Source organism: Anaeromyxobacter sp. SG17 (assembly GCF_022690695.1).
In the GTDB taxonomy this organism is placed as follows: domain Bacteria; phylum Myxococcota; class Myxococcia; order Myxococcales; family Anaeromyxobacteraceae; genus Anaeromyxobacter; species Anaeromyxobacter soli.
On record NZ_JALCYX010000039.1, the window covers coordinates 26,829 to 41,561 of the forward strand.

The window sequence follows — 14,733 nt, forward strand, 5'->3', positions numbered from 1 at the left end:
CAGGGAGGAAGCCCGCTGGGCGGCGCCCGGGCCATGCCGGCGGAGCGCCGTTGCCCGGGGTCGGGCGCGAGCGCACGTTCGATCGAGGGTCCTTCCCTTCGACGGCGGTGCGACGTGCTTTTCGCAGGCAACAGCCCCTGGCTCGCCGCCCTGCTCGCGGCCGCGCTGGCCCTCGCCTGCAAGCGCGGCGAGCGCGCGGCGCGCGAGCAGGATCCCGTGGAGCCTCCGACCGTCGCGCAGCGGGACGGCCGCACGCCGGAGGAGCGGTCGGCCGGGCCGGAGGAGAGCCGTCGGGCGGACCGGCACAGGCGGGCGGCGGTCCGCGCGCGGGCCATCCGGAAGATCGAGGGAACGCTCGAGCGGTGCGCCGAGGGGCGCGTGGTCATCCGCGCCCCGGGGGAGGAGAGCGTGGTCCTCCGGGTCGGGGACGCCACCGCGATCACGCTCGACGGACGGATCGCGCCGCTCGCGTCGCTCCGCGAGGGGAGCCCGGTGCGGGCCTCGTACGAGAGCGGGCGCGGCGGGAGGCCGACTGCCCTCACGATCGACGCGCGCTCCGCGCCGCGGACCGACCGGCCGGCCCCCGAGGGACCGGCCCCCGACTCGCGCTGGGTGCCGAACAGCGGCCCCCCGGGGAGCGACGGCGGCGGGTAGCGCCCGCGGCGACGTAGTCGCGGGGCTCGAGCACGCTCGTCACCCGTCGTCCTCGCGCCCGTCCTCGTCGGCGAGATCCGCGCGAGTGACGGCGCGATCGCCGAAGCGGCGCGCCAGCACGTCGAGCGCGGCGTTGAGCGAGCGGCGCTTCTCCACCTCCGGCGGCGGCGCCGGGGCGGCCTGGAACAGATCGAGCTGCCCGCGCTCCGCCTCGCCCGCGAACCCGGAGACCGACACGCCGGTGAGCCGCACCGGGCGCTCCACCTCGACGCGCTCGAGCTGCGCGCGGACAGCCTCGAAGATCGCCCGGTCGTCGTCGGTCGCGTTCGGGAGGGTCGTGCGCCGCGTGACGAGGGTGAAGTCGGCGTACTTCACCTTGAGCGTCACGACGTGGCCGGCGAGCCCGGCGGCGCGCAGCCGCCGGCCGACGCGTCCGGCCTGCTCGAGGAGGGCACGCTCCAGCGCGGCGCGGCCGGAGAGATCCTCGCCGAAGGTCTCCTCCGCGCCGACCGACTTCGCCGCCTCGTCGGGCACGACGTCCCGCGGATCTTCGCCGAGCGCCAGCGCGCGGAGCCCCCGGGCGCTCGAGGTGCCCACCGCCGTGGCGAGGGCGGCGTCGGGCGTGCGGCCGAGGTCCCCGATGGTCGTCACGCCGAGCTTGCGGAGCGCCGCCTCGGTCACCGGGCCCACCCCCCACAGCCGGCCGACCGGGAGGGGCGCGAGGAACGCGGCGACGCCGCCCTCCGGCACCTCGACGAGCCCGTCGGGCTTGCCGAGGTCGGTCGCGATCTTGGCGGCGAGCTTCACCTCGGCGACGCCCGCGGACACGGCGAGCCCGCACTCCGCCCGCACGGCGCGCTTGATCGCGGCGGCGATGTCGCGCCCGCCGCCGTGCAGCGCGCGGCTGGCGGTGACGTCGAGGAACGCCTCGTCGAGCGAGAGCGGCTCGACGAGCGGCGTGTAGCGCCGGTAGATCGCGAACACCTGCTCGGAGAGCGCCGAGTAGCGGTCGAAGCGGGGCGGGAGGAAGACGCCGTCCGGGCAGAGCTTGCGCGCCTGCGCCGTCGGCATCGCCGACCGGACGCCGAACCGCCGCGCCTCGTAGCTCGCTGCGCACACCACCCCCCGGCGCGACGGCCCTCCCACGATCACCGGGCGCCCGCGCAGCGACGGCGCGTCGAGCTGCTCCACGGACGCGTAGAACGCGTCGAGATCGAGGTGGAGGATGGTGCGGGGGCGGCCGGTCATTCGCCTCCTTCTATAAGCCGGCTCGCCCACCCTCCGGACGGGGGCACGAGCGGACTTGACCCAGGTCAACGCGACCGGTATTCAGGCTTTCATGGACGGCTCGGTCGCCAACCGCAAGGCGGGCGCCCCGCGTGCGGGGATCGCGGAGCGGATCTGGGACGCGGCGCGCACCGAGTTCTCGAAGCGCGGCTACCACGGCGCGCGCGTCCAGGGCATCGCGCGCGGCGCGTCCTGCAACGTGGCGCTCATCTACCGCCACTGGGCCTCCAAGCGCGCCCTCTACCTCGACATCCTGCGAGCGGTCTGGCTGGGCTCGGCGAACGAGATCGCGCGGCTCGTCCAGCTCGGGCCGGGCGGCCCGGCCTCGGTCGTGGCCGCCTACCTCGACGCGATGATGAAGGATCCGATGGGCGCGCAGATCCTCATCCGCGAGTACCTGGACGGCGCCCCCTTCCTGTCGCAGCTCACCCAGACCGACCCCGCGCTCCTCGAGCCAGTCCGGCGCGCCGCCGACGCGCTCGCGCAGGGCGGCGCCGGGGACGGGCTCGATCCGATCCTCGCCGTCGTGACCGTGGGCGGGCTCGCCGCGCTCGTCGCGTCCTCGCGCGAGGCGGCGCGGCCCTTCGTGCACGAGCCGCTCGCGCCGGAGGCGTGGCGGCGCCACGTGTTCGAGCTGCTCGTGAACGGCCTCACGCCCGCGCGGCCGGCCGCGCCCAACGGCTCGGTCCCGCCGATCTGACGGGCGCTGCGCCCCGGCGTCGCGCGGGGACGTGGGCTCGCCTCGCTCGCCCGGGCGCGTCTTTTTCATGGAGCCCGCTCCGCGCGCGGAGCGCTTCCCCGCGGCGGGCGCGAGGGCGTAGTGTTGCGCGCCATGCGTACGGACGTGGTGGTGGTGGGCGCCGGCATCCAGGGCGCCTCGGTCGCGTTTCGGCTCGCGCTGTCGGGCCGCAAGGTGGTGGTGCTCGAGCGGTCGATCCCCGGCGCGGAGGCGTCGAGCGCGGCGGGCGGGATCCTGTCGCCGGGCGTGGAGGCGATCGAGCCCGGTCCCTTCTACGCCCTCTGCCGGGCCTCCCTCGCGCGCTACCCCGGGTTCGTCCGCGAGGTCGAGGCCCGCTCCGGCCTCGCCGTGTCCCTCCGCTCGCTCGGCACGCTGGAGGTGGCGTTCGACGACGACCACGCGCACCTCCTCGCCGGTCGCGCCGAGAAGCTCGAGCGGGCCGGCCTGCCGGTGCAGGTGCTCGACGAGGCGGCGGTGCGGACGCTCGAGCCCGGCCTCTCCCGCGAGGCGCGCGGCGCGCTCTTCTTCGCCGACGAGGCCTCGCTCGATCCGCGCCTGCTCGCGCGCGCGGTGTACGTCGCCGCCGCCCGCGCCGGCGCGACCTTCCTCACGGGCGACGTGCGCCGCATCCGGACCGAGGGCGGCCGCGCCGCCGGGGTGGAGCACGCCGCGGGCCGCATCGACGCGGACGCGGTGGTGCTCGCGGCGGGGAGCTGGAGCCTGCTCGTCGAGGGGAACGGCCTCCCCCCGGGCGCGGTCCGGCCGGTGCGCGGCCAGATCGCCGTCGTCGACACGCGGCCGCCGCTCCTCTCGCGCGTGGTCTTCTCGGGTCACGGCTACGTGGTGCCGCGCCCCGACGGACGGATCCTCTGCGGCTCGACCATGGAGGACGTCGGCTGGGAGAAGGCCGTCACCGCGGGCGGCCTCCGCCACGTCCTCGACGTGGCGATCGAGATCGCCCCCTCCCTGGCCCAGGCGCCGGTCGTCGAGACCTGGTCGAACTTCCGGCCGGCGAGCCCGGACGGCGAGCCGATCCTCGGCGAGGGCACGATCCCGGGCCTCTTCTACGCGACCGGCCACACGCGCAACGGCATCCTCCTCGCGCCGATCACCGCGGACGCCATCGCGGCGGCCGTCACCGGCGCGCCGCCCCCGGTGGACCTCGCGCCGTTCTCGCCGGCGCGGCTCGCCTCGCTCATCGGCCCGCGGTAGCCGCGACGCGGCGCCCGCGGCGCGAAGCACGCGCGGCCCTCGCGGCGCGTGAGTACCTTCGTCTCGATGGACGCGTCCACGGACGTCCGCGAGGTGAAGGACCGCCTGTTCGACCGGCTCGCCCGCGGGCAGCTCGTGCTGCTCGTCGGCGCGGGCGCCTCCCGCTGGGCGGGCCTCCCTTCCTGGCGCCAGACGGTCTGCGCCCTCGCCGAGGATCTCGTCCCCGCCCTGCGCGAGCAGGTTCCGGACGCCCCCCAGCGCTTCGCGCCGCCCGACCCGGACGCGCCCGTCTCGATGGACGCGCTCCTTCGCATCCCGGAGGCCTACCGGTTCCTGCGCGGCGAGGACCGGCTCGTGGAGCGCCTCCGGGCGCTGTTCGACACCTCCCGGATCGATCCCGCGGACCTGCCGCTGCAGCGCCTCCTCGTCCGGCTCGCGCCCTTCGTACCCGCGGTGTACACGACGAACTTCGACGACCTGCTCGAGCGCACGTTCGAGTGGGCCGGCCAGCCCTGCCAGGTCGTCGCCGAGGCGGAGGATCTCCACCGCTGGCGCTTCGTCGAGGTCGGCCGGCGCTTCGTGCCACGCTTCCCCATCTACAAGCTGCACGGCACGCTCGAGCGGCCCGCCTCGCTCGTCGTCTCCGAGTCCGACTTCCTGCGCCGCTCCGACCTCGCCGCGAACCCGATCGACCTGCGCTTCTCGTCCGACGTCATGGGGCGGGAGATCCTCCTCGTCGGCTACGGCTTCAACGATCCGAACCTGCGCTGGCTCTGGACGAAGCTCCGCGACCTGCGCGTGCCGCCGGTGGGCTGGTTCCTCGAGCTGGGTACCTCGACGGACCTCGAGCGCGCGACGGTCGCGATGGACCGGATCGGCCGGGTGGACCTGAACGCCGCCGACCCGCTCCACCCGAGGGAGCTGCTCGCGTTCCTGGAGGAGCTCGCCTCGCGCTGCGAGCGGGAGCTCGGGGCCTCGCCGCCGGGGCACGGGTGAGGCCGCCCGGCGCCTGCCCTCTAGCGTGTTGCGGCTCCGGGCAGGCGTTGGGACAGCCTCACGCTCGGCTGCTGACCCCCCGGATGGCGCCTCCCGCGGAACCGTGGCAAGCTGCCGCCAATGTACCGGCCGCTTCGCCGCGCGGTCTGCGTCGCCCTCCTCACGGCATGCACCCGCGCCTCGCCGCCCCTCGAGCCGGCGGTGTCACCGATCCCCGCGCCCTCGGCGCGCGCGAGCAGCGCCCCCGTTCCGCCGGCGCGACCGCACGAGGGGACCCTCGTCGCGCCGGAGCCCGTGCCGGCGCCGGCCGGCCCCTGCCTCCCGGCAGAGCCGAACGCCTCCCCGGGCGTCCTCGTCGAGGAGTCTGCCGACGCGCTCGATCGCGACGCGAAGGATCGGGCGCTCTCCTGCGCGGACGAGGCCCTCGCGCTCGCGCCGCGCCACGTGGGCGCCCTCACCGCGCGCGGCGACGCGCTCGCGGCGGCGAACCGCGTCGACGAGGCGCGCCTCGCCTTCGCGCGCGCGCTCGCCATCGATCCGGACGCCCCCGGCGCGCTGCTCGGCGCGGCCGAGCTCCACGTGCGGCGCCTGGGCGGGAAGCCCGAGGCGATCGAGGCCGGCCTCGAGTACGCCGTCCGCGGGGCGCGGGCGGCAGCGCTGCGCAAGGACCGCGAGCTCGTCGGGCGCCTCGAGCTCGTCGCGGGCATGGCCGAGAACGACCTCGGCCGCAGCAACCTCGCCCTTCCGCACCTCGATCGCGCCGTGCACGCGCGCCCCGAGGACGCCGACGCCGTGTACGAGCGCGGCGTCGCGCTCTACGAGCTCTGCCGCTTCGACGACGCGCAGCGCGCGTTCGAGCGCGCCCTGGCGCTCGCTCCGGACGATCCGTGGACGCTCCACCAGCTCGGGCTCCTCGCCGAGCGGCGAGGCGAGGAGCGACGCGCCTCGTCCCTGCTCGGGCGCGCCCGGTCGCTGGCGCCCACCGACTTCAAGCAGGAGCCGCCGGTCGACATGGCCGCGTTCCGGGCCGAGGTGGAGACGGCGGTCGCGGGGCTGCCCGCGGAGGAGCGCCGCGCGCTCCAGGCGGTGCCGATCGAGATCCAGGACCTCCCGGACGCGGCGGACCTCCTCGCGGTGCACCCGCCGCTCTCGCCCTCGATCCTGGGGCTCTTCCGCGGGCCGTCGGAGAACGAGGCGTGCACCGCGGCGGACGGGCCGCGCTGCCGCACGATCGTCTTCTACCGGAAGAACCTGCTGCGCTTCGCCGCCGACCGGGGAGAGCTCACCGAGCAGGTGCGGGTCACGCTCCTGCACGAGCTCGGGCACCTGCACGGCGAGAGCGACGACGACCTGCGCGCGCGCGGCCTCGAGTAGCCCCCCGGCGCGGCGCCGGAGGTGATCGCGGCCCGCGGACCGCCGGTCAGCGGCGCTCCTCCTCGTCCTCCTCGTCGGCGCTCTCGTGCACGTGCATCGCCTCGACCTCGGGCGCCTCGGGCGGCTCCGGCTCGGCGAGGTTCGCGAGATCGTCCTCGGGGCCGGGGAAGTTTCCGCCCGAGTCCAGGCCGAGCGTCGTCGGCGCCGCGCCGCCCACGTTCTCGAGCGGCACGACCTTCTCGTCGGCCTCGCTCGTCAGCTCGCGCACCATCCGCTCGCTCGGCTGCGCGGTGACCTCGGGATCGTCGTCGGGGGCATCGAATCGGCGGGCCATGCCTCAAGGTAGGGTCCGCCCGGTGGGCGGTGAAGGGCCGCCGCCCTCCTCCACCCGAACCGCCCGTGAGCGCGCTGCGCCGCCGACGATCAGGGATTGGCGAGCGAGCGGTAGAGCGACTCGTACGCCTGCGCGCTGCGGTCCCAGCTGAAGTCCTGCGCCATGCCCCGCAGGCGGAGCGCCCGGAAGGCGCGGCCGTCCCGGTAGGTCTCGAGCGCGCGGCGCACCGCGAGCAGCATCGCCTGCGGGTGGTAGTCGCGGAACTTGAAGCCCGTGCCGCGCTGGAAGCCGTCGTAGTCCTCGACGGTGTCGTCGAGGCCTCCCACCGCGCGGACGATGGGGACGGTCCCGTAGCGCAGGGAGTACATCTGGTTCAGCCCGCACGGCTCGAAGCGGCTCGGCATGAGGAACAGGTCGGCCCCCGCCTCCAGCCGGTGAGCGAGCCCCTCGTCGAAGCCGATGCGCGCCGCCATCCGCTCGGGCCGCTCGCGCGCGGCGCGCGCGAAGACCTCCTCCCAGTCGCGCCGCCCGCTGCCGAGCAGGGCGAGCTGCAGCTCGCGCCCGAGCAGCTCGCCGAGGGCGGCGACGACGAGGTCGAGGCCCTTCTGCTCGGCGAGGCGCCCGACCATCGCGACGAGCGGGATCTCCGGCCGCTCCGGCAGCCCGAGCTCGCGCTGGAGCGCCGCCTTGCAGCGCGCCTTCCCGGCGAGCTCGGCGGCGGAGTAGTGCGCCGGGAGGTGGCGGTCGGTCGCGGGATCCCACTCGGCGACGTCGATGCCGTTCAGGATGCCGTGCAGGTCCCTCGTGCGGTGGCGGAGGAGCGCGTCGAGGCCCACCCCGCCCTCGGGCGTCGTGATCTCCCGCGCGTAGGTGGGCGAGACGGTGGTGAGCGCGTCCGCGAACACGAGCCCCGCCTTCATGAAGTTGAGCTGGTCGTGGAACTCCATCGCCTCGTAGCGGAAGACGTCCCACGGGAGCCCGAGCGCGGGCACGACGTGCTTCGAGAAGACGCCCTGGTAGGCGAGGTTGTGGATGGTGAAGACGGTGCGCGCGCCCGCGAGGGCGGGATCGCGGGCGTGCTCGTGGCGGAGCAGGAACGGCACGAGCCCGGTCTGCCAGTCGTTCAGGTGCACGACGTGCGGCCGGAGCCCGAGCGCGCCGGGCAGGGCGAGCGCCGCGCGCGCGAGGTAGGCGAACCGCTCGGCGTTGTCGGCGTAGTCGTGCGCCTCGCCGTACAGGCCCCGCCGCGAGCCGAAGAAGTGCTCGTGCTCGACGAAGTAGACGGGCGCGCGCTCCCGGCTCACCCACAGCGTGGTCGGCTCGCCGCGCACGTCGAGCGCGCGGTGGAGGGGGTGGAGCCCGTGCGCGCGCGGATCGATCGAGCCGTAGCGCGGCGTCACCACCGAGACCGCGTGCCCGCGCGCGGCGAGCGCGCGGGGGAGCGCCGCGGCGACGTCGCCGAGGCCGCCGGTCTTCGACCAGGGCGCCACCTCCGACGCCACGAACAGGATCTCCATCGTGCCCTCGAGAGCTAGACGGCGGCGCGTGCTTCGCGCGCACCTCGGGGGTCGCGCTTCACGCCGCCGTTCAGCCTTCCACCCGGCGGAGGAACTCGGCAGCCTCCTCCGGGGGCACGGGGTTGATGTGGAAGCCGGAGCCCCACTCGAAGCCGGCGACCTGGGTGAGCGCGGGCATCACCTCGATGTGCCAGTGGTACGAGGGCGAGGCGGCGTCGCGCAGCGGGTTCGAGTGGACGATGAAGTTGAAGGCGGGGTCGCCCAGGGCGGCGGCGAGGCGGCGGAGCGTCGTCCCGAGGGCCTGCGCGCAGAGCCCGAGCCGCTCCTTCGGCTCCGCCTCGAAGTTCGACTCGTGGCGCTTCGGGACGATCCAGGTCTCGAAGGGGCTGCGCGGCGCCCAGGGGGCGAACACCACGAACTCGTCGTTCTCGTGCACGAGCCGGGCGCGCTCCTTCCGCTCCTGGCCGACGATGTCGCAGAAGATGCAGCGCTCCTTGTGCTCGTAGTGGCGCCTCGCCCCCTCGATCTCCTCGACCACCTGGCGCGGGACGACCGGGAGCGCGATGAGCTGGGAGTGCGCGTGATCGAGCGAGGCGCCCGCGAGCTGCCCCTGGTTCTTGAAGAGCAGGATGTAGCGGAAGCGCAGGTCGTTGCGGAGATCGAGGATGCGCGCCTTGAACGAGAACAGCACCTCGGTGAGCTCGGCCTCGGTGAGGTCCTTCATCTGGCGCTCGTGCCGGGGCGTCTCGACGATCACCTCGTGCGCGCCGATCCCGTTCATCCGGTCGTAGATCCCCTCCGCCTCGCGATCGAGGTCGCCCTCGATCTTGAGGGCGGGGAAGCGGTTCGGCACGACGCGCACGCCCCAGCCCGGCCCGTTCGCCGGCGCCGAGGGCGGGCGGCCCGACACGTACACCTCGCGCGGCGTCTTGTCCTCCTGGCCCGGGCAGAACGGGCACAGCCCCGGCCTCGCGGGCTCCTGCGGCCGCACCAGGTCGGAGGGCCGCCGCGCGCGCTCGGTCGCGATGATGACCCACCGCCCGACGATGGGATCCCTGCGCAGGTCAGGCATCGCCCGCCACCCTCTCCTCGCGCGCCGGCCGCACCGTCGCGCCGACCGCCGCCGCGAACGCCATGATGGCAGCGCCGCCGACGTAGGGGAACGCCATCGACCACTGCCCGAAGGTCCAGCTGCCGGCCTCCGGGCCGAGGATCCGCCCGAACGCGGCGGCGGACTCGCCGATGCCGAGGGTGCCGCCCTGGTCCTCCGCGCGCGCGAAGCGCGAGAGGAGCGAGGAGAGCGCCGGCTGCGCGAGGCCGCTGCCCACCGCGAGCGGCGCCGTCGCGGCGAGGAGCCCCGCGACGCTCCCGGCGAAGGGGAGCGAGAGGAGCGCCACGGCCTGGAGGACGAGGCCGGCGACGAGCAGCGGCTTCTCGCCGAAGCGGCGCGAGAGGCGTCCGACGAGCCCGCCCTGCACGATGACGAGCAGGACGCCGATGTACGCGAACACGTAGCCGACGTGCGACTCGGCGAGGCCGTAGCGCTCCTTCGCGAGGAACGCGTAGGTCGCCTCCATCATGCTGAAGGCGAGCACCGTGAGGAAGTAGATGCCGATGACGCGGCGGATGCCGGGGCGGCCGAGCTCCTCCCGCATGGCGGCGAAGCGGGGGCGGCGATCGGTGGAGCGGCGCGCCTCGGGCTCGGGGAGGATGAACCAGGCGGCGACGCCGTTGGCCGCGGCGAGCGCCGCGGCGGCGAAGCCGGGGAGCGCGAGCGAGTGGCGGGAGAGGATGCCGCCGATCGCGGGCCCGAGCACGAAGCCGAGCCCGAACGCGGCGCCGATGATCCCCATGCCCTTCGCGCGCTCCTCGGGCGCCGTCACGTCGGCGACGAAGGCGCGCGCGATGGAGATGTTCGCGGTCGCCGCGCCCGCGAAGAGGCGGGAGAGCAGCAGCATGGGGAAGCTGTTCGCGAGGGCGTACATGGTGAACGCCAGCGCGGTCATCACGATCGAGCCGAGCAGCATCGGGCGGCGCCCGACCCGGTCGGACAGCCGGCCCCAGATCGGCGCGAACACGAACTGCATGGCCGAGTACCCGGCGGAGAGGAGCCCGGTCCAGGTGGCGGAGGCCCCGAGCCGCTCGGCGTAGAGCGGCATGACCGGGATGACCATCCCGAAGCCGAGGAGATCGATGAAGACGATGACGAAGAGGATCGCGAGCGCGGACCGGTTCTTCACGGGTCCGGGAGGATAACCCGAGGCGGACGGGCGCGCAGGCGTTTCCCTCCGCCCCGCCCCTCACCGGGCGATACGATCGCGCCCCGCCCGCTTCGCCGCGTAGAGCCGCTCGTCGGCCCGGGCGAGGAGCGTCGCCCCGTCCTCTCCCCGCGAGAGCGCGGCGAGGCCCGCCGACACCGTCACGGCGATGGCCGCGCTGCCGGCGTCGATCGGCGCGGCGGAGATCCGGCCGCGGATGCGCTCCGCCACCTCCGCGGCCGCCGCGAGCGTGGCGCCGGGCAGGAGCGCCGCGAACTCCTCCCCGCCGATGCGGGCGAGGAGGTCGCCGGCGCGCAGCGCCTCCGCCGCGCGCGCCGCCACCGCCGCCAGCACCGCGTCGCCGGCTGCGTGGCCATGGGCGTCGTTCACCCGCTTGAAGTGGTCGACGTCGAGCGCGACGAGGGCGAGCGGCGCCTCGCCGCGGGCGGCGCGCGCCACCGCGCCCGCGAGCGCCTCCTCGAACGCCCTCCGGTTCGCGAGCCCGGTGAGCGGATCGCGCCGGCCGAGCGCGGCGAGCGCCTCGAGCTCCCGCGCGGCCTCGTCGCCCGCGGCGAGGTAGCGCGCCACGAAGGGCCCGACCCGGATCCGGTCGCCGCTCGCGAGCCGCCGCGCGGAGACCGCCGCGCCGTTCACGAACGTGCCGTTCGTGGAGCCGAGATCCTCGACCAGGTGGCCGGCCTCCGCGGGGGCGACGCGCGCGTGCCGGCGCGACACGTCCTCCGCCGGCAGCTGGAGCGCGCAGCCGGGATCGCGGCCGAGCACCACCTCGCCCTCCAGCGCGACCGTCACCCCGAGGAGCGCCGCGCCCTCGACGAACACGAGCCGCGCGCCGCCGCTGGCCGGGGCGCCCGGCGCGGGCGGCCGGACGCGGGTGGCGTCCGCGGTCACGGCTCCACCGGGGACGCTCCCCCGCCCCGGCGGCCTCGCTTCGTTCGCTGTCGGCCCACGCGCTCCTCCCTCACACGCTCCAGTTCAGGCGCTCGAAGTCCGCGTCGGGGACGGTGAGCGTCACGAAGCCGTGGCGCGGCAGCCGCTCGACCTCGACGTCCCCGCGCGCGGCGTGCACGCCGAGCGCGACCTCCGTGCCGGGCGCGAGCCCGAGCGCGGCGAACGGGAGGCGCACCTCCAGCACCTGCGCGAACGCCGCCTCGCCCAGCTCCGCGCCGCGCAGGCGTGCCGGGCGGGCCTGTCCGTCCCGCACGATCGCGAGCTCGACGGTCTCGTTCCGGTCGCCGGCGAGCAGCACGACGCGGACCTCCGACGCGAGCTCGACGGTGCGCTCCGGCGACTCGGCCGGGTCGAGCCGCAGGTAGAGCGCCTCGAGGTCGAACCCGTAGTGCAGCGCCTGGAAGACCTGCGCGCCGCCGAACATCGAGCCGCGGTGCTGGCCGGGGCGGTGGACGCCCGCCCCCGCCCACTCGAAGTAGGTCGTCTGGCGCCCGTCGATGCGCGGCGCGAGGAGCGCGGTGGGCTGGCGCGCGGCGCGCACCTCGGCGCCGGGGGCGGCGGCGCGCTTGATCGGCTCGACCGCCTCGCGCGGGGGCGTCACCCCCAGCAGCAGGCAGGCGCGGACGACGTGTCCGCGGAAGAGCCCGTCGAACTCGGCGCCCAGGTCGGTCGCGAAGTCGTCGCCGTACCACCAGAACCAGTCCGAGGCCTCGGCGGCGTGCAAATGCTGCCGCGCCTGCTCGAGCCGGTCCGCGTCGACCGCCCCGCTGCGCTCCGCCGCCGCGAGCGCCGCGCGAGCCCGGCCGAGCGCCGTCCAGGCTTGGCGGTCCTCCGCGTGCCCGATCCAGATTCGGTAGGACGCCTCGATCCACGAGCCGGAGTGGATGCGGGTCACGATCCCGCCCTCGGTGGCGGCGGTCGCCTCGGACAGGGTCACGGTCTCGATCGCGTCGCTCGCGGCGAGCGCGCCGTAGAGCCGGTCGAGGAACTCGTGGCCGCTGTGGGGGTAGTGCTCCCAGGCGTTCTCGCCGTCGAGGAACACGCCGACGGTCGCGCGGCCGGGGAGCCGCTCCGCCGCCCACGCCTGCGCGATCGAGGCGACGTTCGCGACGAAGTCGTCCGCCGCCTCGCGCGCGGGCACGCCGGAGTACGTGAAGCCGATCGCGTCCGACAGGGCGCGATCGCGGAAGAGCATCTTGAGCTCGCGCCCCTCGCCCGCGGCGATGCGCCAGGGCCGGTACACCGAGGCGAGCCGCGGGGCGCTCGGGGGGAGCGAGTGGAGCAGGACGCCCTCGTCGCTCGCCGCCCAGCGGACGCCCTCGCGCGCGAGCACCTCCACCGCCTCGGGCGACACCGCGCCCTCCGCCGGCCACATCCCGGCGGGCGGGCGGCCGAAGCGGCGGGCGTGGCTCGCGAGCGCCTCGCGCACGTGCCAGCGAGCGTCCTCCGGGTGCGCGAAGCGAGGCGGGAGCTGCACGTGGGGGAGCGCGCGGCGGGCGACGTCGGTGTCGCAGAGGAGCGGGAGGATCGGGTGTTGGTAGGGGGTGGCCGAGAGCTCGACCTGGCCGCGGTCGGCGAGGCGCGTCCAGCGCGGCACGATCCCGGCGAGGATGCGGCGCTGGGCCTCGAGCAGGAGGGAGACGTCGGCGCGGTCGAACCCGCGGCCCTTCTCGCGCAGGGCGCGGAGCCCTTCGTCGTCGGCGAGGGCGCCGAAGCCCATCCAGGCGAGGTTGAAGTGGACCTGCAGGTCGGTGATCTCGGCGTCGGAGAACGCCGCGGCGAGCCTCCTCACGTCGCGGCCGCGCAGGTCCCGCCCGCGCTTCTGGAGGAGCTCCCAGTAGCGTGGCACCGGCCGCACGTTGCGCGCCCAGTCCACCATGAAGAAGCCGCGCACGATCGCCGCGCGCTCGTCGGGCGCGAGCTCGTTCGCCGGCCGGGCGGTGAGCTCGAGGAAGCGGTCGCGCGCGCGGCCCGCCACGTAGTCCTCGAGCTGCTCGAGGAGGATGGGGGTGAAGTTGACGGTGCAGCGGATGCCCGGGTGCCGCTCCAGGATCCACGCCATGTCGTTGTAGGCCCGGGTGGCGTGGAGCCTCACCCAGGGCAGGAGGTACTCGCCCGTGTCCGCGTCGCGGTAGGGCGGCTGGTGCATGTGCCACAGGAGCGCGAGCCGTGCCTTCTGCATGGTGCAGAACCGTAACGGCCGGGGTCCCCGGTGCCTAGCCCAAGGCTCGCGAGCCGCGAGCTTCGGTCTCGCGAGCCGCGCGGTCGCCCGGCCCTGGTCCGGCGGGGGCCCCTCCCCGGCTCGCCGGGTCCTCTGGCGTGCTCGCTTCGCTCGTGGACGGCGGGATCATCGTCGGTCCGTCAGCGGCGGACGCGGGGAGCGCGCTCCTCCGTCGCGGCCGCGCCGAGCGCGGGCGGCGGGGGGGCGCCCGAGGCGGTGGAGAGCGGCCCGCCCTCGCTCCGGATCTTCCACTCCTCCCAGAGGTTCAGGACGAGCGAGACGTCCCGCAGCGGGACCTTCTCGTCGAGGTGCGGGAACTCCGCGATGAACGCGTCGTAGAAGCTCGTGTAGCGCGTCGGCGTGAAGTAGCGGAGCAGCGTCTCGCGGCCGTGCGCGTCGACGTCGAGGAACTCGATCCCCATGCCCGTCGGGAAGGTGCGGTCGCCGTGCGGGACGACGTGCGCGATCTGCGAGCGGATGGCGAGCGGCCCGTCCGGCAGGGCGAGCTCCACGTAGAGCTCGAGCCCGGAGCGGAGCAGGAAGTTCGAGGCCACGAACAGCCCGCCCAGCCCGAGGTTCTTCGAGGTGCAGAACGCCTCGAAGCGGAGCCCGCCCTCGCCCGGGATGAAGAGGCGGCACGGGAGCTCGATCTCGATGCGCTCGTAGCGGCGGGGCTCGCTCATGGGACGTGGACGATAGCATCGCCGGTGGCGTCCGAGCGAACGCCTGCCTGCTCGCCCTCGGGGCCGATGTGCGCTCGCAGGCGCCCCGCAGCGACCCCACCGCCCGCTTCACCCGAAGAGCTTGCCCGACCCCCTCGCCTTGAGCTCGCCCATCTCCTTCGCCAGCCGGCCGAGGCGGTCCGTCTTGTCGGCCACCTCGCGCTGGAGCCGCGCGATCTTCTGATCGCGCTCGGCGAGCCGGGCGCTGAGCGCCTCGCGCTCGGCGCTCGCCGCCCGGAGCGCCTCGTCCATGTCGTCGACGGCGGGGAAGTCCTTCACCTCGATGTCCAGGATCGCGGCCGCCGCCTCCTCCGCCACCGCGGGCGCGAGCGTCGCGCGCGCCGCCTCCGCGGCGGCCTCCGCGTCCGCCGCGCGCCGGAGCGCCTCGGCGAGCGCGTCGCGCAGCCGCGCCGCGTCGTCGCTGGCGCCGTCGGGCACGGCGCCTGCCGT

13 protein-coding genes and 1 pseudogene are annotated in these 14,733 nt (G+C 75.6%); 5 read left to right on the forward strand and 9 right to left on the reverse strand.

Going from position 1 to position 14,733, the window contains the following annotated elements; genetic code table 11:
* The first annotated feature begins 114 nt into the window (after positions 1-114).
* Complete coding sequence (locus MNY60_RS14770; RefSeq protein WP_242340578.1) at positions 115-654, forward strand: hypothetical protein; 540 nt, start codon at positions 115-117, stop codon at positions 652-654.
* Between the two features lie 39 nt (positions 655-693).
* On the opposite strand, the gene MNY60_RS14775 is transcribed toward MNY60_RS14770, so the two are convergent.
* Entirely contained in the window at positions 694-1,902 is a 1,209-nt protein-coding gene (locus MNY60_RS14775) for a DNA polymerase IV (protein ID WP_242340577.1), read from the reverse strand.
* Positions 1,903-1,993: 91 nt separating this feature from the next.
* Here MNY60_RS14775 and MNY60_RS14780 point away from each other — a divergent pair, with 91 nt between their 5' ends.
* From MNY60_RS14780 to MNY60_RS14795, 4 genes are all read left to right on the forward strand, one after another.
* Positions 1,994-2,641, forward strand: coding sequence for a TetR/AcrR family transcriptional regulator (locus MNY60_RS14780; protein WP_242340576.1), 648 nt, complete (start codon positions 1,994-1,996; stop codon positions 2,639-2,641).
* A 132-nt stretch (positions 2,642-2,773) separates the two neighbouring features.
* Complete coding sequence (gene thiO / locus MNY60_RS14785; RefSeq protein WP_242340583.1) at positions 2,774-3,892, forward strand: glycine oxidase ThiO; 1,119 nt, start codon at positions 2,774-2,776, stop codon at positions 3,890-3,892.
* Positions 3,893-3,958: 66 nt separating this feature from the next.
* On the forward strand, positions 3,959-4,888 hold the full coding sequence (locus MNY60_RS14790; protein ID WP_242340575.1) for an SIR2 family protein: 930 nt from the start codon (positions 3,959-3,961) through the stop codon (positions 4,886-4,888).
* Between the two features lie 120 nt (positions 4,889-5,008).
* Complete coding sequence (locus tag MNY60_RS14795) at positions 5,009-6,262, forward strand: metallopeptidase family protein (protein WP_242340574.1); 1,254 nt, start codon at positions 5,009-5,011, stop codon at positions 6,260-6,262.
* 46 nt (positions 6,263-6,308) lie between these two features.
* On the opposite strand, the gene MNY60_RS14800 is transcribed toward MNY60_RS14795, so the two are convergent.
* From MNY60_RS14800 to MNY60_RS14835, 8 genes and pseudogenes are all read right to left on the reverse strand, one after another.
* Positions 6,309-6,596 (reverse strand): hypothetical protein, encoded by a 288-nt coding sequence (locus MNY60_RS14800; RefSeq protein ID WP_242340573.1) that lies wholly within the window; start codon positions 6,594-6,596, stop codon positions 6,309-6,311.
* 89 nt (positions 6,597-6,685) lie between these two features.
* Positions 6,686-8,113: a glycogen synthase GlgA gene (gene glgA, locus MNY60_RS14805; RefSeq protein ID WP_242340572.1), complete on the reverse strand. Its 1,428-nt coding sequence runs from the start codon at positions 8,111-8,113 to the stop codon at positions 6,686-6,688.
* Positions 8,114-8,183: 70 nt separating this feature from the next.
* The gene (locus MNY60_RS14810; protein WP_242340571.1) at positions 8,184-9,185 is read right to left on the reverse strand and encodes a DUF4931 domain-containing protein; all 1,002 of its coding nucleotides are present in this window, start codon (positions 9,183-9,185) and stop codon (positions 8,184-8,186) included.
* On the reverse strand, positions 9,178-10,353 hold the full coding sequence (locus MNY60_RS14815; protein WP_242340570.1) for an MFS transporter: 1,176 nt from the start codon (positions 10,351-10,353) through the stop codon (positions 9,178-9,180). The genes MNY60_RS14810 and MNY60_RS14815 overlap by 8 nt, the downstream gene beginning before the upstream one ends.
* Positions 10,354-10,413: 60 nt before the next feature.
* Positions 10,414-11,280 carry a GGDEF domain-containing protein gene (locus MNY60_RS14820; RefSeq protein WP_242356470.1) on the reverse strand — a complete coding sequence of 289 codons (867 nt, stop codon included), beginning with the start codon at positions 11,278-11,280 and terminating at the stop codon, positions 10,414-10,416.
* Between the two features lie 70 nt (positions 11,281-11,350).
* Positions 11,351-13,522 (reverse strand): glycoside hydrolase family 57 protein, encoded by a 2,172-nt coding sequence (locus MNY60_RS14825; protein WP_242340568.1) that lies wholly within the window; start codon positions 13,520-13,522, stop codon positions 11,351-11,353.
* Between the two features lie 179 nt (positions 13,523-13,701).
* The gene (locus MNY60_RS14830) at positions 13,702-14,244 is read right to left on the reverse strand and encodes a PilZ domain-containing protein (protein ID WP_242340567.1); all 543 of its coding nucleotides are present in this window, start codon (positions 14,242-14,244) and stop codon (positions 13,702-13,704) included.
* A gap of 108 nt (positions 14,245-14,352) precedes the next feature.
* Positions 14,353-14,733 (reverse strand): annotated as a pseudogene (locus MNY60_RS14835) (hypothetical protein); the annotation flags it as partial.

What these genes read in the sequence shown, in the direction of transcription:
- MNY60_RS14825 (WP_242340568.1), bottom strand. Translation starts at nt 13,522, where the DNA reads ATGCAGAAGGCACGGCTCGCGCTCCTGTGGCACATGCACCAGCCGCCC.
- thiO (WP_242340583.1), top strand. Translation starts at nt 2,774, where the DNA reads ATGCGTACGGACGTGGTGGTGGTGGGCGCCGGCATCCAGGGCGCCTCG.
- glgA (WP_242340572.1), bottom strand. Translation starts at nt 8,113, where the DNA reads ATGGAGATCCTGTTCGTGGCGTCGGAGGTGGCGCCCTGGTCGAAGACC.
- MNY60_RS14790 (WP_242340575.1), top strand. Translation starts at nt 3,959, where the DNA reads ATGGACGCGTCCACGGACGTCCGCGAGGTGAAGGACCGCCTGTTCGAC.
- MNY60_RS14830 (WP_242340567.1), bottom strand. Translation starts at nt 14,244, where the DNA reads ATGAGCGAGCCCCGCCGCTACGAGCGCATCGAGATCGAGCTCCCGTGC.
- MNY60_RS14795 (WP_242340574.1), top strand. Translation starts at nt 5,009, where the DNA reads ATGTACCGGCCGCTTCGCCGCGCGGTCTGCGTCGCCCTCCTCACGGCA.
- MNY60_RS14800 (WP_242340573.1), bottom strand. Translation starts at nt 6,596, where the DNA reads ATGGCCCGCCGATTCGATGCCCCCGACGACGATCCCGAGGTCACCGCG.
- MNY60_RS14775 (WP_242340577.1), bottom strand. Translation starts at nt 1,902, where the DNA reads ATGACCGGCCGCCCCCGCACCATCCTCCACCTCGATCTCGACGCGTTC.
- MNY60_RS14810 (WP_242340571.1), bottom strand. Translation starts at nt 9,185, where the DNA reads ATGCCTGACCTGCGCAGGGATCCCATCGTCGGGCGGTGGGTCATCATC.
- MNY60_RS14780 (WP_242340576.1), top strand. Translation starts at nt 1,994, where the DNA reads ATGGACGGCTCGGTCGCCAACCGCAAGGCGGGCGCCCCGCGTGCGGGG.